We start from the raw sequence: 25969 nt of genomic DNA on the forward strand, positions 1-25969 counted from the left end.
CGGCGCAAAAAGCCCCCTTGCAAAGTCAATTTCATACTTTTGCAGTGTTTGGGTTTTAGTTGATATGTATCGAACGCATCAAACCGGCTCAAACGCCGCCGGAAGTGTTCCACCACTTCCGGCATTTTTACCGGTCCGGCATTGCAGAGACTCAGTTGCTCATCACGGTCACTTTTCTTCCTTCCACCAGAAATTTCACGCCTTTCGTCAGCTCCAGCACTTTCAGTACGGTAGAGATGTTCACGTTCATGGGAATGGTTCCCGTAAAGTGTTTTTCCACCTTTTCTTCGTACACCACTTCAATATTGTACCAGCGCTCCAATTGGCGCATCACCTGCCTGATGTTTGCATCGTTGAAAGCGAACAGGTCGTTGGTCCAGGCAAGGGTTCCTTCAATATCGGCATCTTGCACATTCACCTTTTCGTTTTCGAGCACCATTTCGCTTCCGGGAACCAGTTGGGTTACGATAAGATTATTCCCCTCCCGTGCTTCCACTTGTACCGAGCCTTCCACCAATGTTGCTTTTACTGATCCGCCATCGTTATAATTCATCATATTGAAACGCGTGCCCAATACTTCTACTTTCATACCATCCATGTGCGCGAAAAATGGTTTCCCTGTTTTGGTTACTTCGAAATATGCTTCTCCCGAAATACTGACCTCCCTTGATTTTCCCACAAACGCCGTTGGGAAAGTAATCGAAGATTCAGCGTTCAGCCACACCACGGTACCATCGGCCAATACCAGCCGGAACTTTCTTCCTTTGGGCGTGGAAAGGGTGTGCTGCACAATTTCGCCCACCACCGCTTCATAAGTCAGTTGCCCGCCATCTTTCCGGATTCCTGCTTCCGACTGGCCTTTCAATAAACCATTTCCCATGCTGTCCAATAATACTTTTGCTCCATTCGCCAGCGTGAGGTAGGCACCTTCTTTTCCCGGCGGCACATCGTTGCGGAACCTTTGCTCCTGCGCCAGTTCATGTTTCTCAACAGGACGCGTGAACCACCAGATACCGGCTCCAATGCTGATGAAAAGAACTACTGCTGCGGCCACAGCCCCAAACCTTCTCCTGAAGGGAACCACTTTCGCGGAAGTGCCCCGCTCCAATGCACGCAACCTTTCCCAGGCGGCAGCCTCTCCGGAGGCATTCATTTTTTCCAAAGCATCCGCCAGCCATTCTTTGCTGGTAAGGCGCGCAAAGGTTTCCCCGTTCTTCGGAGACGCATCTCTCCAACGAAAAAGATATTCCTCCTCCGGTTCAGTAAGGGTTCCCGATAAATATTTCAGGATCAAACGATCCAATTCCATCAATTCTGGCATAACAAACTTGTATTACAGGCAAGGATTATGGTTAGAACGGGGCAGCTAAAGGTTTAACCATTGGTAAGAGAAAGTTTTTTTTTCAGCATTTATTGCCGGAGAAGCCCCACCCCCATCCCCTCTCCGGGGAGAGGCGCGTTTGTTTGCGTGTGGTATTAGGAAAGATAGACGATGCTACGTTGATCAGTTTTTTCTTCATTTCGCAGATAAGAAATACCAGTTTGCGTGCAAGTATTTTAACGGAGGAGCGAAGGGGAAAACAACGTCGGTGGCACCGGTTTTCCAATCACGATAAGTTTATCGCTTCCGAAACAATTATTCCCCGGGAACTTATTATCGGTGTAAACACTGGGCATCTCAAAAGATTTTCACCCACCCCGCGCAACTAACGATACGATAAATCCGTAGGCTACCGCAGGAATAACACCCTGTTTCCTGATAAAGGAGCGCAGGTGCGCAATGGCTTTTGATTTTTGGTTGAGCACCGTCTGCGGACTAAGCCCCATTGCTAAAGCGATGGAAGCAGTGTCTTTTCCTTCAAAAAAATACGCCTTGAAAATGATGGAACATTGCGTGGGAAGGCGTTCCACCTCTTCATAGATCAGTTGAAGCACCTTTGCTTCCAACATTTTTTCATCTTCTATTTCTTCTGAAACCGTGACAAGGTAACCGATCTCTTCCGCTTTTTTCAACCGGGTGTGCTCTTTACGGAGGAAGTCGATGGCGGCATTTTTGACCGAAGTATACAGGAAAGAACGAATGGCGGGAATGGATGAAAAGCCGGACTTTTTTTCGATGAACTTCTGGAAAACCCTGATCGCGATATCCTCCGCTTCCTGGGTATGGACCACGATGCCCGTAGCGAAATACCTGAGGGAAGGATAATACAAGTGAAAAAGATGGCGCACGGCCTGTTCCTCCCCCTTATTCAAAGCGTCCAAAAGAATACTATCGTCGTGGTATTTCTGCATCATTTATAGCCTTACCAAAGCCTATCCGTTCGTAGATGCTCCAAAAATACCGTTTTTTAACGGTACCCGGTGGCACCGCTATAGCTGTGCCACCGGGTACCGTGTAAACACCTAGAAATTTACCTGGGCTTGCAAACGGAGGAGGTTGCCCACCTGGTGGTTCTCGGGAAGTGCCGCATCTTCATAGCGCCTGTTTGAGATCACGTACATGGCCACCAGTTCAAAATATTTTACAGGCTGCCACTCGATGCCGATCTCCAGATCGCGGACGGTATAACTTCTGGCGTCGCGCTCGTGCTTTTTACCGCCATCGTAGTATTGGTAGCGCACAAAGGGAAATGCGATGTGCTTCTTTCCACGGATCTGGTACATCAGTTGAATGTATCCACCCTGCAATGACTGTGTTTCGATGCTGTCGGTTACTTTATTGTATTCAGGACCCCGGCCAAAAGTGTATTCCGTCTGTATCCCGAACGGTTTGGGGTACATAACGAAAGTACCCGCCACCCGCTCGTCTTTGAAACGCAGTTCTGAAGGAGCTTTGGCCTCCGCACTTACATTGGAGCGCGGCATGGTGTAGTTACCGGTGTACGCCTGTATGCCGGGTTCAATGATTTGTCTGCCTACTTTCATCGGGTAAGAGAAACGCGTTACGATGTGCGGGGAATTGTTCATTTCCGGACTATTCGCCGTTTGTCCGTTGTACGCGCCGAAAGCGAATACGCCGTAATCGCCTGAACCTTTGAGGCCGGAACTGACGAGGTCACTGAAAAGTTCCCTTTTCTCTTTTGGCGCCCAGTAGAAAAAGAGTCCGAGATCGCGTTCGTTGGCCACGGCACTGTTAAGAGCATCGTGGCGGTCGAGGGGAAGGCGGTTCTGGCTGGATTGCATATTTTCGAAACCATAAGGCACTTTGCTTTGCCCGATACGAAGCCTGAATTCGTTGAGGGAATCGAGACCGATATCGAAATAAGCATCGCGTATCTGGCCGAAATGCAGTTTATCTGAGGCGGCGCTGCTGGCAAAATCCGGCTGGATGTAAAAGGAGATGTTCTTCGTGATCTGGCCGGAGAAGATGAGGCGTATCCGGCGGATAAAAAAGCCACCGTTTTCTCCCCAGGATTTGTCGCACTGTTCACAACCCAGCTTGCTGTTGGTTTCCAGCAAACGGTTGTAACGAACCTGGGCGTAGCCCCGCAGGTTAATGCGTTCGTACCATTTCTTTTCAGGTTCGGAAGTCGGGGCTGGTTGTAGCCAACGGTCGGGCAACTGGAGCGTGTCCGGGAATATTGCAGCCGCTTTCAAGGGGCTAACAGCCGTGATCATTACGATCAGCAGCCATAAGGTCCTGATAGTCAAAGTAAAGAGTTTTAAAGTACTAAAATTTGTTCGTTCGTAGCGGGGCAAAATTCAGGACTTAACATTAAAGTAATGATTTGGTCACACTGAATTAAACGAATGGTAACATTTAGTTAATGAAAACTTAACATGGGAGCTACTGCGGTAGTGGGCGGAGCGCTTTAAGGATTGGTTTTAGGATAGTTTTTCACGCAAACTGCTTTGTGCTGTGCACGTCGCAGACGCAATGGAGCACTGCTTCGTTCCTCGCAGACGCAAAGAGTGGTTGGGTGTGCAGTTAGCTGGGGGAATATTTTCTCACCATTACTTCGCAACTCGCAACGCCTACGACGCCACGCGTTGATTAGTGGGGAGTCGGTTTTGGGGCAGAACTTTTAGGGGAAGATGGTTTTTTGCGATGATTTTTGATGGAAGATACTGGGAACGCCACGCGTTGATTAGAGCATAGGTTTATGCGCAAAACTTTTTTGGGGAGCGTTTTTTTGTGAAAGCTTAGAGAATTGTAAGGAGAGGTATTGGAGATCCCACGCATGGATTGGTAAGGAGTAGATTTATAGGAAGAGTTTATTAACGAAGATGATTTTATTGGATAGCTATAGAGGATTTTTAAAGAAAGATATTTTATACGCCATGCGTTTATTGGTGGGGAGTGGATTTAAGGGAAGAACTTTTACCGGAACGGCTGTTTTGGAAGAGATAATTCAGGACGTTACATTGGAGGATAATTCTCTTGCGGAGACGCAAAGGCGCGAAGCATTGATGAGTGGCGAAAGCAAGAAATTCGTAAGGCTTAATTGAAGTATCCAAGATAAACACCGCATTACAAAAACACCCAAAGAAAAGCTCCCTACTACCACCAATCATTTCGGTTACGATAAACATTGCCCCTCTCCCCAGGGGAGAGGGGCGGGTGAGGTTACTTCGGATTCGTAAAATTGATCATCCAGCATACGCCGAACTTATCCTGGAAGGAGCCGAAATAATCGCCCCAGAACATATCTGCCATGGGCATTTCAACTTTTCCACCGGCTGAAAGTCCGTTGAAAAGGCGGTCGGCTTCTTCCCTGCTGTCGGGTGCAACGGAGATGTAGTTGTTGTTGCCTACGGTAAGTACGTGTCCTGCGGAGGGTAAGCAATCGGAGGCCATGAGGTACTGTCCGTTACCAACCGGCAGCGATACGTGCATCGCGCGGTTCTTTTCTGCTTCGGAAAGTCCTTCGATACCGGGAGCGGCGCTCATTTTCTGCACAAAAAGTTCGCCGCCGAAAACGGATTGGTAAAAGCGGAAAGCTTCTTCCGCGTTGCCATCGAAATTCAGATAAGGGTTGATAATCATGTTGAATGTTTTATTGGGTGAAGGATACAAATGTAGGGAGAACGGCAGGTAAAATATGGACGGAATAAAGACAAATTCCGGGGCGATTGCGACAGGAATAAACTGAACTTTTCATGTGATAAAAAAGTCCGGCAGTTGGAAGGCCTAAGCCCTTTTCGCCACACGCAGAAAAAAACGGGGCAGCGCATACCACTATTGCTGAAGCATGTTCTTATACATCCTTCCATCTTTTACAATCACAAGGAAGTTCTTCGCCGGATCGGCGATAAGTTCAATCTCCTCTAATGGATTCCCATTCACCAGCAACAGATCGGCCAGGGCGCCTTCTTCCACCACGCCCAGTTTACCGGCATACGGACTTCTTAGCCCGGACAGCGCCAGCAGTTGCGCGTTATCGTGCGTCACCATTTTCAGTATTTCCGCGGTGGTGAACCATTTCTTCAACCGAAGGATGAATTCGTTCTGCCTTTCATTCAGCTCGGGTTCGAAGAGAAAATCGGTACCCCAGGCGAGTTTTACTTTCAGCTTTTTCGCCAGCGGCCAAATCTTTTCCTGGCCCTCAATCACCGGTTTGCGTTTCTCCCTGCGTTGCGGATCCATATCGGGCGTATCTTCCACAAGGTTTTGTAGACTGAGCCATACGCCTTTCTTCGCCATGAGTCTTAAAGTGTATTCATCCAGCAACTGACCGTGCTCTATACATTTCACACCGGCTTCCACGGCCCGTTGTACCGCCTTTGGCGTGTAGGCATGAACGGTAACATAGGTACCCCAGTCGCCGGCGGCCTCCACAGCGGCTTTCATCTCATCTAAAGTGTATTGGGTAACATCCACGGGATCATAAGCGGATGACGTGCCGCCTCCGGCCATCACTTTGATCTGGCTGGCGCCGAAACGCAGGTTCTCCCGGACGGCCGTAAGTACTTCATCCCGCCCATCGGCGATAAAGGTAGCGTTGTACTTTTCCGCCATGGAAGCTTCCCCGAAGAAGCGGCGGGAACGCTCATCGGGTGTTCGGAAATCCCCATGGCCTGCAGTCTGGCTAACGGTCGCGCCCGAGGGCCATATTCTCGGCCCGTTAATTTTTCCCTGATCTATAGCGGCTTTCAGGGGGAAAATCGGACCGCCTACATCACGCACACTGGTAAAACCACGCAACAATGTTTTTTCAGCGGATATCCCTACCCGTTGCATCAACATGGCTTCCGTGGTTTCAGGTGAAAGCATGTCCTTTTTGGACAGCGCGCCGAATGTGAGGTGCACGTGCACATCTATGAGCCCCGGCATCAACACTTTTCCTTCTCCGTTTATCTTCACCGCATCAGTGGCCACATCGATAGGAACGGCGCTGATTTTCTGAATAGTATTTCCGTTGACCAGCACATACATGGGTTCGGAAACAACAGCGGAACGGCCATTGAAGACACGCACCTTTTCAAAAAGAATAGATTTCGTTTCCTGTGAGGAAGCGGACATGGTAATGACAAGAAGCAGCAAGCAAAATAGTGTACGCATACCTGTTTGGTTTAGATGATGGTTTGCGCTACAAATCAATTTTTAAGCCTAACGACAACTAATGAATTTCAGTAAAAAGCGATCTGCTTAAAGTTAAGTTATTCAGGCTGGAAAACCATTTTGTTCAGGATATCCCAACCATCCACTGAAAATGCCTGTCCAGTACTTCGATTGTTTTTTGCTACTTCTTTACGGCTGAAAAGAGTTTCTTACCGGCAGTTGCCAGCAATACCGCAATAAGCCCGGCAATCAATCCGGACATGATCTCTTTGATCATGGAAGGTACGCCTGGAAGTACATGGTGGAGGTAATCGATATTGTGTACGAAGATGCCGCCGGAAACCAGGACCAGCGCGAGGGTGCCTATTACGGCCAGCGAACGGATGATCACGGGAAGGGCGCGCACCAGCAGGTTCCCCATTTTAGCGAGGAAGCCTTTGTCGCCCGAACGTTTGATCAGTTTATGCCCGGCATCGTCCATGCGTACAATAAGCGCCACGATACCGTACACGCCAACAGTAGCGATAAACGCGACAACGGAGACGGTCAAAATTTGTGTGGTGAGCGGTTTATCCAATACCGTTCCCAACGCGATGATCACGATTTCCACGGAAAGGATGAAATCCGTTGAGATGGCGGACCTTACTTTTTTCTTTTCAGCTTCCAACCCTTCTTCCGCCACTTCTTCTGCGGCAGGTTTGTCCTGGTGTTTTTTGTGAAAAAGGAATTCGACGATCTTTTCCACCCCTTCATAAGCGAGGTATATCCCTCCGATTACCAATACTACTTTAATGGCGACGGGGAAGAAAAAACTCAATAAAAAAGCGACCGGTACAATGATGAGCTTGTTCACCAAAGAACCTTTGGTAATGGCCCATAGCACCGGGAGTTCACGGGAAGCAAGGAATCCTGTAGCTTTCTCCGCGTTTACCGCGAGGTCATCGCCCAGGATTCCTGCCGTTTTTTTTGTTGCCAGTTTACTTGCCACAGCCACATCGTCCATCAATGCGGCGATATCGTCGAGAACAGCGAAAATTCCGGATGCCATTTATGAAAATGAATTTGCTAAAGGTTACAATTGAAGCGGGAAGTTAAGCACAATATCAGCATCCTTCAAAATTTCCGGTATACAGTTGTTTAATCGTTGCTGATGCGGTACAACCTGCCCTGGTCGGTAACTGCATACAATGCGCCATCCGGTCCCTGCGTGATATCGCGGAAGCGCTGCCTTTCGCTTACGAGTAATCTTTCTTCACCAATTACTTTGTTGCCGTCAAATGCGAGGCGTACGATGTGCATACCGCTCAGCGCGCCAATGAAAAGGTTGTTGCGCCATTCGGGGATTTTGTTGCCGCTGTAGAAAGTCATGCCGCTTGGAGAAACCACGGGATCCCAATAGTACACCGGTTGTTCCATCCCTTCTTTCTGCTGAATACCGTCCCCAATTACAGCACCGCTGTATTCAATACCATACGTGATAACGGGCCAGCCATAGTTTTTACCGGCTTCAATCCGGTTGATTTCATCACCGCCACGGGGACCGTGTTCTCCTGACCAAATATCACCTGTAACGGGGTGAATGGCCAATCCCTGTGGATTGCGGTGCCCGTAAGTATAAAGTTCAGGACGCGCTTCAGCTTGCGCTGTGAATGGGTTTCCAGGAGCGGAGTTGCCATCTTTGGTAAGGCGGATGATTTTACCGAGCGCTGAATTCAAATCCTGCGCCTGCGGCCTTGTGATGAGATCGGAGCGTTCTCCCGTACTCAGGATCAGGTGTCCGCTTCTATCGAACAGCACCCTTCCGCCATAATGCAGTGCACCTACATAACCCGGCGTTGCGCGGTAGATGACCGTGGCATTTTCAATCCTGGAATCATCGGAAGACAATCTTCCTTTGGCCAGCGCGGTCACATTTCCTCCGGCACTGAGTTCAGAGAATACCCAATACACCATACGGTTGCTGGAAAAATCGGGATCTAGACAAAGTCCGAGCAATCCACCCTGCCCGGCTGGGTTCACCTGGGGAATTCCTGTTACAGGTGCGCTTACCTGGCCCGCCTGCGTAACAATGCGCATGGTGCCGGCTTTTTCGGTGATCAGCAGTCTTCCATCGGGAAGCGCAGCTACGCCCCAGGGCGCATCGAGGGAACTGGTGATGATCCGTGGATTATAGGTGGTGGTGGTTTTGAGTCCGTTTGCCCTTGTTTGTCCTTCAAATGCAGGCTGGTAGCTTGTATTGGGGTCGTTGGTTTCAACGGGATCGGTGATCACGCCGGGGTTTTCGTTTTCGTCTTTGCAGGAGGTGAGGAAAAGAGATATTCCTGCGAAAGCGGCTAAGAAGGTGTGTTTGTGGTTTTTAGTTAGCATAACACGTTTTTTGAGGTAAGGAAATATGACCAATTCTTCCTAAGACTAAAAAAAACGTGCCGGGAAAAGATCAGATCCAATTACCCGCCTGCCGATGACATCGGCATAAGCCAAAGTTCGGAACTACTAAAGAATTTTAGAAGGTGAGGTATTTAGGAGAGACTTGGGGGGTGAGCTATTAAGTGTTCTAACAAGAAGGCTTTATTCTTCTTCCACTGGCTTTATATTAAATAGCGAATTTGGGTAGCTGTGAACGTGCTTATAAGGATCATGGCTTGAAAGCTCTTTTTCGATAATGAATAGACGAGGTTCGGCCTCGAAAAAAATCAATCAAGTAGCCGTCTGGGATGGTGATAATACTATCACCGATTCGTTTCTTAATGTCTATGTAAATACTATTGCTATATGATTGGCTTGCTGAACAATCAGTTGTTCAAACTCCTGTTCTTTAGCGTATTCGTAATAGCCGTAAGTTTTATCTCCCTGAGCTAGTCTTTCCATATATAAACAACTCGTATATTGCTGAATTAAACTTATGAACACACCCAATTTCAATGCATCAAAAACTTCTTCTTTTTTAAGTGCTGCATGTACTTTTATTTGCGCTGTTATTGGGTTCGACTGGGCATATTAAGTACACCATTTTTTGTTTGCTGTTTTATTGCTTCTTTTTCTGATTTATCAAGCATCTTCTTCAAATTACTCATTGCATCTTCAATAATTTTTGCCTGTGCTTCAATATTCTCAATTACTTCAATAGTAGTTCTCGTATCTGTTTTAACAACTGCATTGGGATTTACAGCTTTCAGATCAAACACTTTTGCATCAATATCTGAAATGATCGCTTCCTGCTCCTTTATGACTTTTTCAATACTTGTAATTTGTAGCTCTAACGCTTTAATTTCTTCTTTATCTTTTTTCTCTTTTTTGAAAACTTTTAGCTGCTCTTTCAGCGGAATAATTTCTTCTCTTAATTTTGCAGCATTGTCTTTGTAAGGCTGCATTTTTTCAAGCGCTTCGGCTCTACGTGCTGCAAAATCAATGGTCCAGGAATAGCGGCTTTCACTTTTACTGGCAAGCATCTTTGCATAAGTCGGGAATGCCTCATCTTTTACTTCTTCATCTTCCAGCCAATCGCTGGTAAGCGTAGCTGGCAGTTTACTATCTTCAATAACATTACCGCTTTTATCAAATCCGAAATGGGCTAAAGTCATTGGTGTTTTTTTGCCCACTTTTACATGCGACAAATCGTAGTACCAAATCTTATCGGTCTGTTTACCCTTAGTGAAGAACAACAGGTTTGTTTTTACACCGGCACCGGCTGTTGAAAATACACCACCGGGCATACTAATGATTGCCCAGACATTACATTCATCTACCAGCTTACGTTTGGTTTCAACAAAGGCACTTTCATTCGTTCTGAATAAAAGCCCTTCATCTAACACAATAGCACAAGTTCCTTCATGCGATAAGTGAGCAATAATATCCTGCACAAAAAGCACCTGTGTTGAACTGGTGGAATAGGAATACCTGTCCTGAGCATCCTTTCCTTCCTTGCCACCAAAAGGCGGATTGGTGAATATGTAATCAAAAGTAGACGGTGCATTTTCAAACAATGCTCCGTAAGTAGGGCGGTTGGTTAAGGTATTTCCGTGCCAGATGTTGGGTTGATCTATGCCATGCAAGACCAGATTAGCCAATGCGATAGGAAAGACCAGGTTTTCTTTTTCCTTACCAAAAAATGTATTGTGTTTTAAAACATCAATATCGGTACTCGCTATATCCTTTCCTAATTTTTGATTTAAGTATTCGTACACTACCGCCAAGAAACCACCGGTACCGCAGCAAGGATCAAAAATGGTTTTACCTGTTTCAGGGTTCATGGTAAGCACCATCGCCCTTATCACTTCACGAGGGGTAAAGAACTGTCCGCCATCACTGTTTTTTTCACCCATTTTCAGCAACAGATCTTCATATACCTGCGACAAGGTGAAAAAGTGTGTATCGTCCACATTATCGGTGTGCAATTGATGCACTTTATCCAGAATGTCCCGCAAATTGGTTTCACTATCTACACGAACTCTTTCTACAGCCGTCATAATACGACCAATGATGCGTTGCTTACGTGTGGCATTGGGGTTTGGCTGCCCGGTTGCCTTATCGATATCCAATCCATGCAGGTGCGGCAATAATTCATTATTGATAAAATCGAACAGTTTTTTATCGCCTTTTGCAAAAAGCTCCTGCCGTTTCCAGCCCTGCGGTTTGCCATCTGCCGTTTTGGGATGGCCCGGCTTATCGCTGTATGGTGCTGCCCAATCCTGCCAGCGGAAAGGGCTTACTAACGCAGGCATATAAATATTGCCCAACACTTCTGCCTCTTCTCTTTCTTTTTGCTCCTGTGCATCTAAAATACGAAGGAATAAAATCCATGTAAGTTCCGGCACATATTGCAACGCACTGGCACAATTGGAGCGACGCATAATATCGCAAATAGACTTTACATAAGAAGATAACGATTGCGTAGAACCAATAGCTTTAGATTGTTTGCCGTTGCTCTTTTTTACCGCCTTTACTTTATCTTTCGTTTTACTCATTTTCAAATTCATTAAAAACTTGGTCAAGGATTTTATTGGGTAGCACATCCAAATCTTCCAACATCAGCTTCAGTGCTTCATCTACCTTTTTCACTTCTGCTCTGTTGCTCTGCATCAGTTCAATTATTTCCTTTTGCAATGTTTCATCTGCCTGTGGTATAGGAATGGTGCAGATTGATTTTTGCGAAATATTCCGCATAGAATTACTTGAACCTGTTGCATTATCTTCTATATGTTTCCTTGCCTCCGGCAACTTTAAAATGTATAAAAGATATTGAGGAATTATTTCATCTGGCTTCAGTTTTAATCTGAGTGTTTTATCAGATAAAAGCCTGTTTCGGTAATCTTGTTCTACCAAAACAACAGCTCCAACCAATTCCAAAGTGTTCGCTCTTGTAATAATTAAGTCCCCCTTTTTTACCTGATGCTTTATAGGTGGATTGTAATTTCCAATGACAGCTTTTGCCTCATCTGGCTGAAACTTATCCCAACTAACTGCACTAACTTTCAATACACCAACTTCATCTTTCTTCGCAAGCAATTCGGTTGTTTGAATGCTCTTTCCAGCTTCAATTCCTTCCAAGTAATAATCAAGCGGAACACGAGGCAAATCTTCTAAAATATCTAACACTGTTTGTTGCTGTTTAGTCGAAATAGCTTTTAACTCATGCTGTTTCATCTCCGCAGCCTTTCTTGCTTTCTCAATTTCTGATAATTGAGTTTTAAGATTTGTAGCGATTTGTTTTTGGTGAGTAATTTTCTCCGGAAAGGAAATTGTAAAATCCTCCAGCATTGATTTGGACACTTCGGCAAAGGTAGAACCGCTACCAAGCGATTGAATCTTCTTTACTTGTTGCTTTAAAGTATAATACAAGAAAAGAGCATCCACCTTAGAACTACACACAAAACTTTTGCACCCTTGATTGGTATAAATATCGGTTGTTGTAATACCTAAATGCCCAATTGGTGCCCGTGAAGACATTACTACCGAGTTTTTGGGTATAAGGGTAAGACTTGCATTTTTCAGACCCGCACCAGTCAGCTTTCTTTCGCTTGATGTTATATACAACCCTTCAAGCTTGCCCAAATCAGTCGGGGTTATCCAAACGTGTTCACCGCCCCAATAGGCTTTTACTTCTGAACTCGGTGTAGAGCCACTGATAATATCGGTCAGGTTACCTAGCTTATCGGAAATCCACTTCATATCCTAAACAACCTCCCTTTTGCATCTTTCATTACATCAATAGGGTTTCCTAATTTTCTTAATGCATCCAAACCTTTCGCTTGTTTTATTTCCGGCACATCCCATAGCGATTGTGTTTCCAAAGCATCTGTGCCGCCTAAGGTAAACTGATGTCCCAGGGCTTTTAAAACTGTGGCTGCGTTTTTATCTATGCCATCAAACCAGGTTTTGTTTTCATCTACATACAGCAATCCTCTTTCAGTACGTTTTAAGGCTTTCGCTTTATAGCCTGCGTGGCTAAAGAAATCAAAGAGATCGTAGTCGTTCATTTTATCTATTTCCTGTATTACTTCCGGCGAAAAGTTGGCTTCCAGAATATGGTTAATCAACGAACGCCTTTTTTGCGTTTCAATCCATAGTTGTTTAAAATCCGCAAGGTTATGAGCTTCACTTAATACCCGTTGCATTATCTCTGCCCGGTATACATCCACCGGAATGGCAACTTCCTTTCCATCCCTGCTGCCCAATATGTATCGACCTTCGGGGGTAATTTTCACCGCATGTCCACGTACTTCACCTACGGCAGGTGATATATCACCACCACCGCCGTCATCATCATCGTCATCTGTTCCGCTACCAGATTTGCCTTCTTTGGGTTTTCGGTATTTAGAAATAAACTCAGTTCCAAACAAATCAGTAACGCCGGTATAATCGTACAACCAAAACTTATACTTCTCCGTTTCTTCGTGTATCCTTGTGCCGCGCCCAACCATCTGGTAAAACTTGATTGCCGATTTCAGGTAGCGAAAAAAAACAACGGCATTTAAGCGTTCTATGTCTACACCGGCTTCCAGCAAATCAACCGTACAGGCAATAAAAGCCCGATGACCGGAGCCGCGCATGGGCTCTATTTTATCTGCCCCACCATTGGGACCACCCATACATTTAAAAGCATAATCATCTTTTATGGGCTGGTTGTTTTCCTTGCACCATTTGGTATAGAGGTTACTCATGTACATCACTACTCTATCGGCATGTATTTCCCTGTTGCAAAAGATGATTACTTTTTGTTCTGGCCCACCATTTTCAATGAGCTGTTGAAATAAATCATCGCACATCGCAGGTGTACGCCATTCAAAGAAAAGTTCATCATCAAAATCCTTACCCGTGTATTCGTTTTGTTTTAAATCAGCTTCAGTTAAAGGTTGCCCAGTTTTAATATTGGCAACTTTTGCATCCAGTATTTCCTGCTTAGTGAAAACTCTTTTGTCAATGTCAGCTTTGCGTTTTACAATTTCGCAGGCAGCCAGATAACCATCTTCCTGTGCCTGGGCTAATGTGTATTCATATACCGGTTCGCCAAAATAATTGAAATTATTGGCGGTGATTGCTATTTCTTCCGGCGGCAATTCTTTGCTTGTAATGAGTTTGCGTGGCGTAGCTGTAAGACCTAAGTGAATGGCTTTTGAATTACGTTTCAACACCTCAGACCACTTACCCCATGCAGAGCGGTGGCACTCGTCTATAATGATAACGCTGAAAGCATTTTCAGGATAGTTTTCTGTAAGGAAGCTTGCCACTTTATCATCGGGTGTTTCATCATCCAAACCCAGGGTTTGATAAGTTGCGATATGTATACGTGCATTCTTTGCAGCGTTTTCGCCTTTATCCGTTTTTACAATCCTAACATTATCGCCAAAAGCAGCACTTAGTTTTTCATACGCCTGTGTACGCAATTCGTCTCTGTCGCAAATGAACAAAGCAGGCTTTGGTAATTGCCCTGCTTCATTTAAACGCCATAAAATATTTGTAGCAATAATGGTTTTGCCTGCACCAGTTGCAAGCGATAATAAAACTCTTGGATCTTCGCCTTTTTGAATTTGCAAAATGATTTTCTCAAAGGCTGCCCGTATTGCCGCATCCTGATAATACCTGTATTTATTCCAGGGTGGACTATCGGGCATGAACAGCATTTTTGCTTCGGGAGAACTTAAATCAATGCCTGTATCTTTTGCATATCGTTTGGTCAGATCATCATGTGTAATAAAATCATCTAGCGGAAAAGGACCAGCCTGCAATCTTGTGAAGTGGTCAAACTCGCCATATAAATGCCCATTGCTGGCAAATACATATTTCACTTCAAACCTTTCACACTCGGCATATTTTTTTGCCTGATCCATTCCCTTCAATGCATCTTCATTCTCTTTTTTTGCCTCCAATACAGCAACAGGCAAAGGCTTGGGCATTGAACCTGCCTTTACACAAAGCAAATAATCCGTGCGACCAGCACCTTTTTTCCTACGCCCCTTTGGTCCGGTAGGCTCTACTGGTGCAGGAGTTTCACATCTGAGCTTAGTTATATCGTCATAACCCTTGGTTCTTAAAACCGGATCAATTAAGTGGTAACGGGTTTCCTGTTCATTCATTGGCATACGCTATAAATTTTCAGTCTTTGCTTATTATGTTTTCCGTTCATGATCTAGCAAATTTCACTAACGGTTCCATATCCCCATTATCTGCCGCCTTCAATGCTTTTAAATACTCCTTTCTCTGGTCGCCCAGTTTTACCAGGTTTGCAGCACCCCATGTAAACACCGGCAAACCAAAAATCTTTTCAATTATTATATCTGCCATTAACCGGCTATGTCTTCCATTGCCATTGGGAAAACAATGAATGCTAACAATACGGTGTTTAAACCGTATAGCAATTTCATCCGGCGAAAATGTATTGTTTTCCATCCAGTATTTTGCATCGCCTAACAAATGGTGCAGGTCTGTGGGTATCTGCCATTTGTCAACACCAATGTTTTTGTTGGTTTTTCTGAAATCTCCCGCCCATGCCCAGGTATCTCCGTACATCCTTTTGTGTACATGTCGCACAAGCTTTTCAGTAAAGACAGCCTCGGGTTTAAACTTTCGTTTCAAGGTCCAGAGGATAGCCTGTTCAATATTCTGCTGTTCAAATTCATCCAGTTCGCCGCGGGTGGCAATAGTGGCAATTTTAAGCCCTTCTTTCTCATCTTCATCCAGCGGCGTTTGTCCGTCCAGGTATTCCAGGTCTAATCCCATAGAGTTTTAGGCATTTCGTTTTTTATTTCTGTTGCTCTTTCCTCTATAGCCCTTTCAATTCTTGCTATTGAATTTTCCTGGTCTTCCAGCTTCATCGTGTTGGATGTGCGAAGCACAATTTGCTTTGCCAGTTCTTTTGCCTTTCTATCAATCAATGCGTCCAGCGAACCATCTTTGGGTACAAATCCATATACCAATTGCATATCTAAAGCGGCAGCAGTTTCCCGTAGGGATTTTATGGTAAGGGAACCATCTTTTTCGCGTTGCTCCATCTCCTGTACGCTTTGCCGGGTAATAGAAAGGCGGCTGCTTAACTGTTGCAGACTCATGCCAATGGCGGTACGCACCGCTTTTATCCAGCCTGTAGGCGGCGGCGCAATCTTCTGCAAACTATTATAAATCAGCATTTTATCGTTCAACTGCTGTAGCTGTAATGATTTCTTAGCCATATTTGTAAGGTTACGCCCTGACTAAATAAAGATAAATGTAAGGAAATAGCCTGACAAAAAAAAGAAAAAGGAAGGTTTTAACCTGACAAACTCTACTGACTTAAGCTTGTAGGATTTCCTGAGATGCGAATGCTGAGAAATGAGGATTGGGAAAAGAGAGCTCATCCTCCATCCTCTCCAAAGGAGAGAAGACTCTTTATATACATTGCCAGGTTTAAGCATAAATTTTCCGCCAAGTTTTTTCCCATGAGCGATAGAAATTTACTCAATCGCTCATTTAATTAGTATTAATGAGTTGTAGAAGTAATATTTATGGCTCATGAAATGGATTTGGAGAGATCTGATTGGCCAAACTTCAACTTTGATGCAGCGGCATTTATACATTTAGAACGCGTATTCCGATGGAATTCGCGTTTGATTTTAGGTTCGCTTAATTCGGTATCGTCCGACAATGTGGATGAATTACAGGTGACCTTACTCCCGCAACCGTGACCAGATATCTTGCGGAAATGGTTTATTCAAATATTACCGCCTCAAAATATTCACGGCCCAGTGAGTAAGGTATTAACTTCTTATGCTGCAACCTGCCAATAATGATGGCAGGATGGGTATTGAACTGTTTGGCAAAAGCCCTGATGTCGTCTTTGCTGAGTGGGGCCGCATCTAATATTTCTGCTTCTTCGTCTTCGGTTAATGTCCACTTACAGGCAAATTCATCTGCTTCCAGTTCTTTTTCCAGGTCTTTATCGGAATACTCCACCTTCTCTAAGAAAATGTCTTTTTTACCATGTAAGAGAATATGTCCGGCTTCGTGAAAGAAGGTGAACCAGAAACTATCGTTGCGGTTGTAGCGGCCCGTTAGCTGTATAAAAGGAGTATCATTTAACCAACGGGTAGAACCGCTGATAGGTGCTTTATTGATGCAGGGGGTATGTACCACTTTAACCCCTGCTTCGAGGCAGATGTTTTGTAACTGGTTAAAGAAACCTTCGGGATGTGCTGCCATGATAGATTTTATCTGCGGCAGCGCTTCTTTGAACTTCTTTTCTGAATAGTCGTTTGCTTCCAGTTCGGCTGCCTGCAATTCACCTTTGCGAAGCCATGCGGATATGGCATAAGGCTCGTTGGTTTGAGCCAGCGAAATGCGGAAAGCCACTTTCAACTGCTGTTTGAAATAATAATCTTCCCAGGCGGTATGATTACTGAAACCAAAGAATGCCAGCATCTCCATTGTTTTTTCTTGAATAGTGGTAACGGGTGGCAACCAGGCTTTTTTTATCATATCTGACAGCGGAAATTGCTTTGCCCATACCACGGCTTCATCAATGGCTGTTTTGCGTTTCTCTCTTGCTATAAACTCATCGTAGCCCCGCTGGTGGTTCATCCAAAAATGGGCTGGAATTTTGGTTACATTTTCAAACTGCACCGCCATATCGGGTGTAATGGAGCTTTCGCCTTTCATTACAGCAATAATGGTTTTTTCCGGCTTGCCAGTTCGGAGAGCAAATTCTTTAGGCCCCATTTCCATTTCTTCCAGCTTTTCGGCTAAGGTTTCACCAGGATGCGGAACTGATTGTGGGAAATATTGATTCTGCTTAGCCATGATCATTTCTCTTTATGGTAATTTATAATTTCAATTACTTCTACGCCTGCGATCTCTAACCAGATGTATTGCCCGTCTTCATTGGTGGGGATAGGATTTTCGTGGGGAGTGAAAACCAACCGGTATGGCTGGTCTAAGTCGCAAGCCCATTTCCCTTTGCGGTTACTGGTGAGTTCGTGGTAATTGCCGGGCAAGTATCTTACGTCTTCAAGGGTGGTGGCAAATCGCAGCTGTGCCAGCCTCGCCTTAATCTTCTCAGCCCGGAGCTTACCAAGCTCCCTTAGCATCTTCCGGTCATCATTAACCAGTTTTTCCAATTTCTTATCTGCAAAAGTAATTTTCACCGCAAAGATAATAATTTTTCAGTTAACAGTAAATGTAAGTTAAAATATTCACTTTTATACTGGCCGTATGATTGTTAATGGCTTGTTTGCCAAAGTGTTAGTGCTATGCTTCAATTAGCTTGAATAATTCATTGTGCTCCCCGGGAAATGCAGATACTTCTGCCCAGTTTGCCTGCTTTGAGCTCTCTTTATCAAAGAGCCTGTATATGATCCATGGGCCGACAATTATTAACTGGCAGGTTTCCACAACGGAAAGAATATCCTTTTGAGCTATGACAGGGCTATAAAGGACTTTATAGCTTTCTCCCTTGATGACCACATCAATCTTCTCATTCCTTTTTCTCTGCTTGCATGCTCTCTTAGAAACAAAAGTAAGATATTACTTTCCGATACAAAACTTACTAAATATATAATCCAGCTTATCCTCCGTATTAATCTCCCCGGTAATCTCTCCTATAAAATGCAAACACCTGCGTATATCCAGCGCCAGCAAATCCCCGGGCAACCCGTTATCCATCCCATTCTTCGTATCGCTCAATGCCGCGGCCACCTGTTGCAAAGCCTGGTAATGCCGGGCATTGGTCACAATCGTATCTTCAGAACCGAGATCACCGGAAATAACGGCGTCGACTAACCGCTTTTTAAGGGATTCGATATTCAACACGTGTTTTGCAGATAGAAAAAGCACCTTGAGGGAAGAAAATTTTTCTTTCAGCGTTGCTTCCGGAAGCGTATCGGCCTTATTGCCCAACAGCACATAAGGTGTTCCGGTTGCTTCGATCTCTTTCACTGCTGAAGCCACTTCTTGCACGGTATCATTTACATCGAATAAATACAATACCAGATCGGCGGAGCGCATTTTCTCCCGGCTCTTTTCCACGCCGATCATTTCAATTGCATCGGCGGTATGGTCGCGGATACCGGCGGTGTCAATGAGGCGGAAAAGCACACCTTCAATATTCAGTACTTCTTCAATCGTATCTCTTGTGGTACCGGCGATATCGCTTACAATGGCACGGTTCTCGTTCAGCAGTGCATTCAGTAATGTTGATTTCCCGGCGTTCGGTTTCCCGATGATGGCCACCTGGATACCATTCTTGATCACATTGCCCAGCCTGAAAGACTGGATGAGTTGACCCGTAACGGATTGCGCGTGTGTAATCAGCTCATACAACCTGGTTCTGTCGGCGAACTCCACATCTTCCTGGGAGAAATCAAGTTCCAGTTCGATGAGTGCAGAGAACTGGATGAGTTCATCGCGCAGGTCTTTCAGCACGGCGGAGAAGCCGCCCCTGATGTTGTGCAGGGCGGTATGGTGCGCGGCGGCGGAGTTGCTGGCGATGAGGTCGGCTACGGCTTCGGCCTGTGTGAGGTCCAGTTTTCCGTTCAGGAAGGCACGTTGGGTGAACTCTCCGGGTTTGGCCATCCTGGCCCCTTCAGTTACGCAGGCGTTGATGACCTGCTCCAGGATATAGGGCGAGCCATGGCAGGACAGCTCCACCACATCTTCCCCGGTATAGGAGCGCGGGCCTTTGAATAAAGCCACCACGGCTTCGTCCAGCACCTGGTCGTTGTGTTTCAGGAACCCGACATGAAGGGTGTGCGTTGGCTGCCGAAGGATATCTTTGGAAGGGAACAGGCGGTTTACGATTTGCCAGGCCTCCGTTCCGCTTAACCGGATCACGCCGATGGCCCCGATGCCCTGGGGGGTGGATAATGCTACGATGGTGTCGTTCCAGCCGGAAAGTTTGTTCATGGGACAAAGATAAGCGGGGAATCGGTGGCGCCGAAGGGCAAAAAAAATCCCCCGTTAAAAAACGGGGGATCAATATAGGCAGCTTCCTTACTACTATCCTTCTTCCAAACGGAAAGTGATCGGTTGCTTTTTGTAGGATTTTACCTGGCGGCCATTCTGGATGGCAGGTTCCCATTTACCGCTCCTTTTGATGATGCGGATGGCTTCCTCGGCCAGTCCACCCCCTGGGTCGTTGAGGGCGGTTACTTCACTCACGTTCCCTTCGCGGTCCACGATGAACTGGATCACCACGGTACCCTGAATACCGTCTTCAACGGCGCGGTCGGGATAACGGAGGTTCCTGTTCAGGTAACGTGCCCATGCGCTGGGACCACCGGGGTATTTGGATTCGATCTCCACCTTCTGGAAAACCTTGTCGAGGTCGTCTTCCACTTTGGCGGGGGCCACCACCACACCTTTACCGCCGTCGCCGGCAGGGGGTGCAACGATGCCTTCATCCTTAATACCTTCCTGATTGATGGTACTGATCTTTGTATCGGTCAGTTCTTCCACTTTCGGAGGTTTTTCGTCTTCACGCACCTCTTCGTCCTTTACTACCACGGGCGGAGTGAACTGCTTCATTTCCACTTTGGGTGGTTCAGCCTGTGGTGGTGGTGGCGGAGGCGGCGGTGGCGGTTCTTCCTTGGGTTGCTCCTTCACCTCGGTCAGTTCCACTTCATCGATCTTCACTTCTTCCACCTTCTCATCTTTGTTGAGGGAGGAAATGATCGTAAGCAGGAGGATCAGGGCCGCCAGGGAAGCGGTGATAATAAGGGCGATGGTAAGCCGCTTATTATACTTCTTCCGCAATTCGTAAGCGCCGTAGTTTTTATTCCTGCCATCGAAAACGATGTCAAGAATATCGGCACTTAGTATCTTATTTGCTTCCATGCGTATTGATTTAATAAGTTTTACTGAATACCATTCGCGGCTTCGGTGAGTTTCACAAAATTGAGCTCATCGGGCCTGATATCAACCAGTGCGTATCTCTCAACGACGTTGATGGTCATTTCATCCAGGATATCTACGGTATTCTTGTACGTAGCGTCTTCCGTGGGTTTGATCACCACCATGAAATCGTCGGGATTCGTGGTCTTTTTCTTTTTGATGATGATATCACGCACATCCTTGTAGCTGGTGGGCATCAGTGTGGAAGGATCTTCTCCTTCGTAGTAATAAATTACATCCTGTTTGCCGAGCATGAGGGTGAGCGCTCCGGAAGCCTTGATCTTCTGTTGCTTTTCTTTATCCGGCGTATCCTTTGGCATCAGCAGGTCCATTGCGGTAGGCTGCGCCATGGTAGTGGTAAAGATAAAGAACGTGATCAGCAGGAATCCGAGATCCACCATCGCGGTAAGATCCACTCTCGCATTCTTCTTTTTGGACTTCTTGACCCCGGGGCCTTTCTTATGGCCACCCTTGTCCGACACATCCATATCTGCCATGATCGTACTTTTTTAAGTGAGGAATGTGTTATTTCTTCTTGGCTTCCTGGGCACGTTTTCTTTCAAGATCGGAACCTGTTGGCGCGTCTTCTCCTGAAGTAATGAGCAGAAACTTGTTCTGGTCATTGATCTTCAGTGCGTTCACCACTCCTTTGAAAGAAGGGTACTTGGTAGAGTTATCGGCTTTGATCAGGAAGTTCAGGGTACGTCCCGCGTAAACGGAAATCGCGTCCCTGATCCAGAAAGCCAGTTCCCCACCTGTACTGTCCACGGGAATACCGGGTTGTTTCGCTTTGATCTGTTGTTCCGGCGTAAGGCTCAACAATTGCGGCAACTGGCTGAACGGTACACCAACGCTGGGGGCGTTCTTATACGAAGCGATGTGCTTCGGTGTAAGGCCCAGGTTACGTGTATTGTTCAGGTTGGTGATGATCTGTTCGCGCATATCGGGGTTATCCACCGCGAAGAACACGCGACCATCCTTATCGATCGAGATCAGCATCGCATCCTTTTCAGGAAGCTGCTTGGCGGAAACGGAGCTTGGTGTGGTGATCTCTACTGGTTCTTCAGGCTTGAACTTGGTAGCCAGCATGAAGAACGAGAGGATCAGAAATGCCACATCCACGAAGGCCGTCATATCCACCCAGGTGCTTTTTCTCGCTGCTTTGATCTTTGGCATCTTTGAGTTTTTGCTTGTTCTTGAAAATTAAGATTCAAATGGAAACGGATTCCATACGCCTTGCACAAAATTATTTGTACAGGGAAGCAAAGCTCTGTGTCAGGGTGAAGCCAGACTCGTCGATACCGTAAGTGATACCGTCGATACGGGTAGTAAAGATGTTGTACATGATCATGGAAACGGCGGAAGTACCGATACCGAGGGCCGTGTTGTACAGGGCTTCGGAGATACCTACGGCCAGTTCAGATGCTGCACCTGCGCCACCGTCACCGAGAGAGGCGAAGGATTTGATCATCCCCATTACCGTACCGAGCAGGGCGATCAGGGTAGCCACGGAAGTGATGGTGGAGAGGAACACCAGGTTCTTTTCCAGCATGGGCAGTTCCAGGGCAGTGGCTTCTTCCACTTCTTTCTGAATCGCCATAACTTTCTGGTCGGTAGCCAGTTCAGTGTCAGAGATCATTTCTTTGTAACGCTTCAGGCCGGCCTTCATTACGTTGGCAACGGAACCTTGTTGTTTATCGCACTCAGCCAGTGCCGCGTCAACATTTTTGTTGGCGAGGTGGTACTGTACTTTGCGGATGAAATCAGAAACAGATCCTTTACCGGTAGCTTTACCGATTGTAAGACCTCTTTCGATAGAGAAGGTGATTACCATCAGGAACAATCCAATCAGCAGGGGAACGATGATACCACCTTCGTACATGCGGTGCAACGCGTCTAACGGGCCTTTGTGAGAGGGCCAGAATCCACCGGCGGCATCAGGCACTTTAAAGTAAGCCGGATCGCCCAGAATGAAACGCCAGATCAGGTAACCAGCGATGATACAAATTACCGGCGCAAGAAAGGAGATCGCGTTGCCGGACTTCTTTGGTTGAACTGACGTTGCACTTTTCACTGTTGCAGTCGCAGTCGGTTTTGTTTCAGCCATGTTCTTTTGTTTTAGTGTTTTTTTTAATTTTTTACAATCTAAAGAAGTAAGAACTTTCGTCTTTTTGAGTGCACAATTCTAAGGAAAAATCTTATTCTATCGGCAACACGATGGAATAAAAAATTTTCCGGGATGCACAAGTTACTGATTTTTCCACATGCGTACATAAGCGTTTTTTTGCTGATATATTTCCTATTTTTCGCCTAAAACCCGCTTCATTCCTGCATTTCCCCTTATCACTCCGCCAATTAACCCTTCATTTTCCCACTCATAAATAAGATGTTGCAACATTTATCAACCTGATTACCTTTTCGTTAAATTGCCGCCTTAAAAATCAGTTTCAACCAATGACAAACACCTTCGGCCTTAAAAAATGGCTTTACACCGGCGTGCTGCTTGCCTCCGGAACAGCCGTTCTGGCACAACAACGCCCTACCGGCAACCGCCCCCTTACCGGCACCGCGCCTACCGGTGGGAACCCCACCCCTACCGCCGCGGCCCCCAAACCCGGCCCCAAAGGCTACAAAGACGTGATCACTTCAAAAGCACAAACCACCGACGGGCTTTTCAAAGTGCACAAAGTGGAAGACCGCTATTTTTTCGAAATCGCTGATTCCATTTTTGGAAGAGATATTCTCGTGATGACACGCGTTTCCCGCTCCGGCGCTGACCTGAGAAGCCCCCAAAGCATGTCGGGTTACGCGGGTGATGATGTGAACTCCAATGTGATCTCCTTCGAAAGAGGTCCCAACAACAAAATTTTCCTCATCAACCGTTCTTTCTCCGAAGTATCCAAAGATTCCACCCAGCCCATGTACCAGGCGGTGATGCGCTCCAATATGCAGCCCATCGCAGCTTCTTTCGACGTAAAAGTGGACAGGTCCGATTCCAACAATGTGGTGATCGATATGACCGACTACATCAGCGGCGACAACGACATCCTCCATTTCGACAGCAGGTCGAAACAAGGCTGGAGAATAGGTGGTTTCCAGGGTGATAAATCTTATATCACCGGCATCAAATCGTTCCCGATCAATACTGAGATCAGAGCCGTTAAGACTTACAGCCGTTCCGGCGGAAGCGCTCAGGGCGGTATGATGATGGGCGGCGCTCCTTCAGGTGGTACCACCACCCTGGAACTGAACACTTCCATGGTGATCCTTCCAAAAGTCCCCATGAAGCCCCGCTACTTCGATCCCCGCGTTGGTTACTTCGCGGTTGGCTACACCGATTTCGACGCGAACCCACAGGGTGTGAAGCAACTCATTCTCACCAAACGCTGGAGGCTTGAACCGAAGCCCGAAGATGTGGAGAAATACAAAAAAGGCGAACTGGTTGAACCCCAGAAACCCATCGTATTCTACATAGATCCCGCAACGCCCGCGAAATGGGTGCCTTACCTGATTCAGGGTGTGAACGACTGGCAGAAAGCTTTTGAAAAAGCCGGCTTTAAAAATGCCGTAATGGCAAAAGTGGCGCCCAAACCTACTGAAGACGACCAGTGGAGCCTGGACGACGCACGCCACTCCGCTATCGTGTACAAGCCTTCTTCCGTTCCCAACGCCAGCGGTCCAAGCACCGCGGATCCCCGTTCCGGAGAAATCCTGGAGAGCCACGTAAACTGGTACCACAACGTAATGCAACTGCTGCGCAACTGGTACCTGGTGCAGGCCGCAGCCGTTGACCCACGCGCCCGCATGATGAAATTCGATGATGAACTGATGGGACAACTCATCCGTTTCGTATCCTCTCACGAGGTGGGACATACGCTGGGACTTCGCCACAACTTCGGTTCCAGCTCTACTGTTCCTGTTGAAAAACTCCGCGACAAAAAATTCGTGGAAGAGAACGGCCACACGCCTTCCATCATGGACTACGCCCGCTTCAACTACGTGGCGCAGCCTGAAGATAAAATCGGCGACGCGGGCATGTTCCCACGCATCGGCGACTACGACATCTGGGCCATCGAATGGGGCTACAAATGGACCGATAAATCCCTGGATGACGAGACCAAAATGCTGAGCAAACTGACCGCCGAAAAAATGAAGAACAAGCGGCTCTGGTTCGGTACTGAAACCAATGGCGATGACCCCCGCTCACAGAATGAGGACCTGGGCGACAACGCGATGAAAGCCAGCGCCTACGGCATCAAGAACCTGCAACGCATTCTGCCTAACCTCCCCAAATGGACCTTTGAAGAGAACGAAGGTTATGTGAACCTGAGAAGCATGTACAATGAGGTGGTAGGCCAATATGGCCGTTACATGGGCCACGTTGCCAAAAACATCGGCGGCATCATGGAAACACCTAAGATGGCTGAACAAGGAGGCGTGATCTATGAATACGTTCCCAAGGCAACACAGAAAGAAGCCATGGACTTCCTGAAAAAGCAACTGTTCGCCACGCCTACGTGGCTGATTAACCAGGACATCTTCGCCAAAACCGGCGACAATGCCCTGAACATCATCAACGCACGCCAGGACGCGGTATTGACCCGTTTGCTCAGTCTCTTCACCATGAACAAGTTGATTGCCGCGGAAGCAGCCATCGGCACAAATGCTTATACCGTTACCGAAATGCTGGCCGACCTGAAATCGGGCATCTGGGGCGAACTGACTACCCGTCAACCCATCGATGCTTACCGCAGGATGCTGCAGAAAACTTATATTGCTAAGATGAAGGGCATGATCGCTCCTCCCGCACCTGCGGCCAACGCCGGTAACCCGATGATGGGTGGCATGGCCGGCGGCGGTAACTCCGCTGGAGAAAGAAGCGATGCGGTTTCAGTAGCGAAAGGCTCGCTGAAAGTGCTGCGCGCCGAAGTGAAAGCCGCTATCCCCGTCACCACCGACAGGATGAGCCGCTACCACCTCGAAGATGTAGTAGACAGGATCAACGAAATACTCGATCCTAAATAAGGAGAGTTATTGATACAATAAAAAATGCCCTTCATTGCGAAGGGCATTTTTTATTGTTAAAACACGTAATTCAGAATGTCTACAAAA

The 25969-nt window shown here is 46.6% G+C and carries 22 protein-coding genes; 3 read left to right on the top strand and 19 right to left on the bottom strand.

The window, feature by feature from the left end:
• Positions 1-151: 151 nt before the first annotated feature.
• The 3 genes from M4J38_RS02790 to M4J38_RS02800 form a co-directional block, all read right to left on the bottom strand.
• On the bottom strand, positions 152-1321 hold the full coding sequence (locus M4J38_RS02790; RefSeq protein ID WP_251758004.1) for a FecR family protein: 1170 nt from the start codon (positions 1319-1321) through the stop codon (positions 152-154).
• A 368-nt stretch (positions 1322-1689) separates the two neighbouring features.
• The gene (locus M4J38_RS02795) at positions 1690-2295 is read right to left on the bottom strand and encodes an RNA polymerase sigma factor (RefSeq protein ID WP_251758005.1); all 606 of its coding nucleotides are present in this window, start codon (positions 2293-2295) and stop codon (positions 1690-1692) included.
• 108 nt (positions 2296-2403) lie between these two features.
• Complete coding sequence (locus M4J38_RS02800) at positions 2404-3651, bottom strand: porin (RefSeq protein ID WP_251758006.1); 1248 nt, start codon at positions 3649-3651, stop codon at positions 2404-2406.
• Positions 3652-4227: 576 nt separating this feature from the next.
• On the opposite strand from M4J38_RS02800, the gene M4J38_RS02805 reads away from it, so the two are divergent.
• Positions 4228-4449, top strand: a complete 222-nt coding sequence (locus tag M4J38_RS02805; RefSeq protein WP_251758007.1) for a hypothetical protein — start codon at positions 4228-4230, stop codon at positions 4447-4449.
• A gap of 118 nt (positions 4450-4567) precedes the next feature.
• On the opposite strand, the gene M4J38_RS02810 is transcribed toward M4J38_RS02805, so the two are convergent.
• The 9 genes from M4J38_RS02810 to M4J38_RS02850 all read right to left on the bottom strand — a co-directional run bounded on the left by M4J38_RS02810 (position 4568) and on the right by M4J38_RS02850 (position 16167).
• Entirely contained in the window at positions 4568-4987 is a 420-nt protein-coding gene (locus M4J38_RS02810; protein WP_251758008.1) for a VOC family protein, read from the bottom strand.
• Positions 4988-5179: 192 nt separating this feature from the next.
• Positions 5180-6502 carry an amidohydrolase family protein gene (locus tag M4J38_RS02815; protein ID WP_251758009.1) on the bottom strand — a complete coding sequence of 441 codons (1323 nt, stop codon included), beginning with the start codon at positions 6500-6502 and terminating at the stop codon, positions 5180-5182.
• Positions 6503-6683: 181 nt separating this feature from the next.
• Positions 6684-7550, bottom strand: coding sequence for a DUF808 domain-containing protein (locus M4J38_RS02820; RefSeq protein ID WP_251758010.1), 867 nt, complete (start codon positions 7548-7550; stop codon positions 6684-6686).
• Between the two features lie 89 nt (positions 7551-7639).
• The gene (locus tag M4J38_RS02825) at positions 7640-8869 is read right to left on the bottom strand and encodes a PQQ-dependent sugar dehydrogenase (protein WP_251758011.1); all 1230 of its coding nucleotides are present in this window, start codon (positions 8867-8869) and stop codon (positions 7640-7642) included.
• 608 nt (positions 8870-9477) lie between these two features.
• Positions 9478-11493: an N-6 DNA methylase gene (locus M4J38_RS02830; protein ID WP_251758012.1), complete on the bottom strand. Its 2016-nt coding sequence runs from the start codon at positions 11491-11493 to the stop codon at positions 9478-9480.
• Positions 11459-12670, bottom strand: coding sequence for a restriction endonuclease subunit S (locus tag M4J38_RS02835; protein ID WP_251758013.1), 1212 nt, complete (start codon positions 12668-12670; stop codon positions 11459-11461). Before M4J38_RS02835 ends, M4J38_RS02830 begins: the two co-directional genes overlap by 35 nt.
• Positions 12667-15075: a DEAD/DEAH box helicase family protein gene (locus tag M4J38_RS02840; protein WP_251758014.1), complete on the bottom strand. Its 2409-nt coding sequence runs from the start codon at positions 15073-15075 to the stop codon at positions 12667-12669. The genes M4J38_RS02835 and M4J38_RS02840 overlap by 4 nt, the downstream gene beginning before the upstream one ends.
• A 46-nt stretch (positions 15076-15121) precedes the next feature.
• A complete protein-coding gene (locus tag M4J38_RS02845; protein WP_251758015.1) occupies positions 15122-15718 on the bottom strand; it encodes a mobile mystery protein B in 597 nt (198 codons plus the stop codon).
• Positions 15709-16167, bottom strand: coding sequence for a mobile mystery protein A (locus M4J38_RS02850; protein ID WP_251758016.1), 459 nt, complete (start codon positions 16165-16167; stop codon positions 15709-15711). Before M4J38_RS02850 ends, M4J38_RS02845 begins: the two co-directional genes overlap by 10 nt.
• Before the next feature lie 324 nt (positions 16168-16491).
• Between M4J38_RS02850 and M4J38_RS19835 the strand changes: the two genes are divergently transcribed.
• Entirely contained in the window at positions 16492-16659 is a 168-nt protein-coding gene (locus M4J38_RS19835) for a DUF4172 domain-containing protein (protein WP_374662829.1), read from the top strand.
• A gap of 22 nt (positions 16660-16681) precedes the next feature.
• Here M4J38_RS19835 and M4J38_RS02855 read toward each other — a convergent pair whose 3' ends face one another.
• The 7 genes from M4J38_RS02855 to M4J38_RS02885 form a co-directional block, all read right to left on the bottom strand.
• Complete coding sequence (locus M4J38_RS02855) at positions 16682-17770, bottom strand: HigA family addiction module antitoxin (RefSeq protein WP_251758017.1); 1089 nt, start codon at positions 17768-17770, stop codon at positions 16682-16684.
• Between the two features lie 2 nt (positions 17771-17772).
• Positions 17773-18114: a type II toxin-antitoxin system RelE/ParE family toxin gene (locus M4J38_RS02860; protein ID WP_251758018.1), complete on the bottom strand. Its 342-nt coding sequence runs from the start codon at positions 18112-18114 to the stop codon at positions 17773-17775.
• Positions 18115-18493: 379 nt separating this feature from the next.
• Positions 18494-19870 (bottom strand): tRNA uridine-5-carboxymethylaminomethyl(34) synthesis GTPase MnmE, encoded by a 1377-nt coding sequence (gene mnmE, locus M4J38_RS02865; RefSeq protein WP_251758019.1) that lies wholly within the window; start codon positions 19868-19870, stop codon positions 18494-18496.
• Between the two features lie 93 nt (positions 19871-19963).
• Positions 19964-20800: an energy transducer TonB gene (locus M4J38_RS02870; RefSeq protein ID WP_251758020.1), complete on the bottom strand. Its 837-nt coding sequence runs from the start codon at positions 20798-20800 to the stop codon at positions 19964-19966.
• A 20-nt stretch (positions 20801-20820) separates the two neighbouring features.
• On the bottom strand, positions 20821-21354 hold the full coding sequence (locus M4J38_RS02875; RefSeq protein ID WP_251758021.1) for a biopolymer transporter ExbD: 534 nt from the start codon (positions 21352-21354) through the stop codon (positions 20821-20823).
• 28 nt (positions 21355-21382) lie between these two features.
• The gene (locus tag M4J38_RS02880; protein WP_251758022.1) at positions 21383-22033 is read right to left on the bottom strand and encodes a biopolymer transporter ExbD; all 651 of its coding nucleotides are present in this window, start codon (positions 22031-22033) and stop codon (positions 21383-21385) included.
• Between the two features lie 70 nt (positions 22034-22103).
• Positions 22104-22964 carry a MotA/TolQ/ExbB proton channel family protein gene (locus M4J38_RS02885; protein WP_251758023.1) on the bottom strand — a complete coding sequence of 287 codons (861 nt, stop codon included), beginning with the start codon at positions 22962-22964 and terminating at the stop codon, positions 22104-22106.
• Positions 22965-23311: 347 nt separating this feature from the next.
• Between M4J38_RS02885 and M4J38_RS02890 the strand changes: the two genes are divergently transcribed.
• The gene (locus M4J38_RS02890; RefSeq protein WP_251758024.1) at positions 23312-25882 is read left to right on the top strand and encodes a zinc-dependent metalloprotease; all 2571 of its coding nucleotides are present in this window, start codon (positions 23312-23314) and stop codon (positions 25880-25882) included.
• Positions 25883-25969 lie beyond the last annotated feature (87 nt).

Origin of the sequence: Parasegetibacter sp. NRK P23 (assembly GCF_023721715.1) — a bacterium.
In the GTDB taxonomy this organism is placed as follows: Bacteria; Bacteroidota; Bacteroidia; order Chitinophagales; family Chitinophagaceae; genus Parasegetibacter.

Bases quoted from the DNA above. Each gene is read 5' to 3' on its own strand.
- M4J38_RS02790 (WP_251758004.1), bottom strand. From the start codon at position 1,321: ATGCCAGAATTGATGGAATTGGATCGTTTGATCCTGAAATATTTATCG.
- M4J38_RS02795 (WP_251758005.1), bottom strand. From the start codon at position 2,295: ATGATGCAGAAATACCACGACGATAGTATTCTTTTGGACGCTTTGAAT.
- M4J38_RS02805 (WP_251758007.1), top strand. From the start codon at position 4,228: ATGATTTTATTGGATAGCTATAGAGGATTTTTAAAGAAAGATATTTTA.
- M4J38_RS02810 (WP_251758008.1), bottom strand. From the start codon at position 4,987: ATGATTATCAACCCTTATCTGAATTTCGATGGCAACGCGGAAGAAGCT.
- M4J38_RS02815 (WP_251758009.1), bottom strand. From the start codon at position 6,502: ATGCGTACACTATTTTGCTTGCTGCTTCTTGTCATTACCATGTCCGCT.
- M4J38_RS02820 (WP_251758010.1), bottom strand. From the start codon at position 7,550: ATGGCATCCGGAATTTTCGCTGTTCTCGACGATATCGCCGCATTGATG.
- M4J38_RS02825 (WP_251758011.1), bottom strand. From the start codon at position 8,869: ATGCTAACTAAAAACCACAAACACACCTTCTTAGCCGCTTTCGCAGGA.
- M4J38_RS02835 (WP_251758013.1), bottom strand. From the start codon at position 12,670: ATGAAGTGGATTTCCGATAAGCTAGGTAACCTGACCGATATTATCAGT.
- M4J38_RS02840 (WP_251758014.1), bottom strand. From the start codon at position 15,075: ATGAATGAACAGGAAACCCGTTACCACTTAATTGATCCGGTTTTAAGA.
- M4J38_RS02845 (WP_251758015.1), bottom strand. From the start codon at position 15,718: ATGGGATTAGACCTGGAATACCTGGACGGACAAACGCCGCTGGATGAA.
- M4J38_RS02850 (WP_251758016.1), bottom strand. From the start codon at position 16,167: ATGGCTAAGAAATCATTACAGCTACAGCAGTTGAACGATAAAATGCTG.
- M4J38_RS19835 (WP_374662829.1), top strand. From the start codon at position 16,492: ATGGATTTGGAGAGATCTGATTGGCCAAACTTCAACTTTGATGCAGCG.
- M4J38_RS02855 (WP_251758017.1), bottom strand. From the start codon at position 17,770: ATGGCTAAGCAGAATCAATATTTCCCACAATCAGTTCCGCATCCTGGT.
- mnmE (WP_251758019.1), bottom strand. From the start codon at position 19,870: ATGAACAAACTTTCCGGCTGGAACGACACCATCGTAGCATTATCCACC.
- M4J38_RS02870 (WP_251758020.1), bottom strand. From the start codon at position 20,800: ATGGAAGCAAATAAGATACTAAGTGCCGATATTCTTGACATCGTTTTC.
- M4J38_RS02875 (WP_251758021.1), bottom strand. From the start codon at position 21,354: ATGGCAGATATGGATGTGTCGGACAAGGGTGGCCATAAGAAAGGCCCC.
- M4J38_RS02880 (WP_251758022.1), bottom strand. From the start codon at position 22,033: ATGCCAAAGATCAAAGCAGCGAGAAAAAGCACCTGGGTGGATATGACG.
- M4J38_RS02885 (WP_251758023.1), bottom strand. From the start codon at position 22,964: ATGGCTGAAACAAAACCGACTGCGACTGCAACAGTGAAAAGTGCAACG.
- M4J38_RS02890 (WP_251758024.1), top strand. From the start codon at position 23,312: ATGACAAACACCTTCGGCCTTAAAAAATGGCTTTACACCGGCGTGCTG.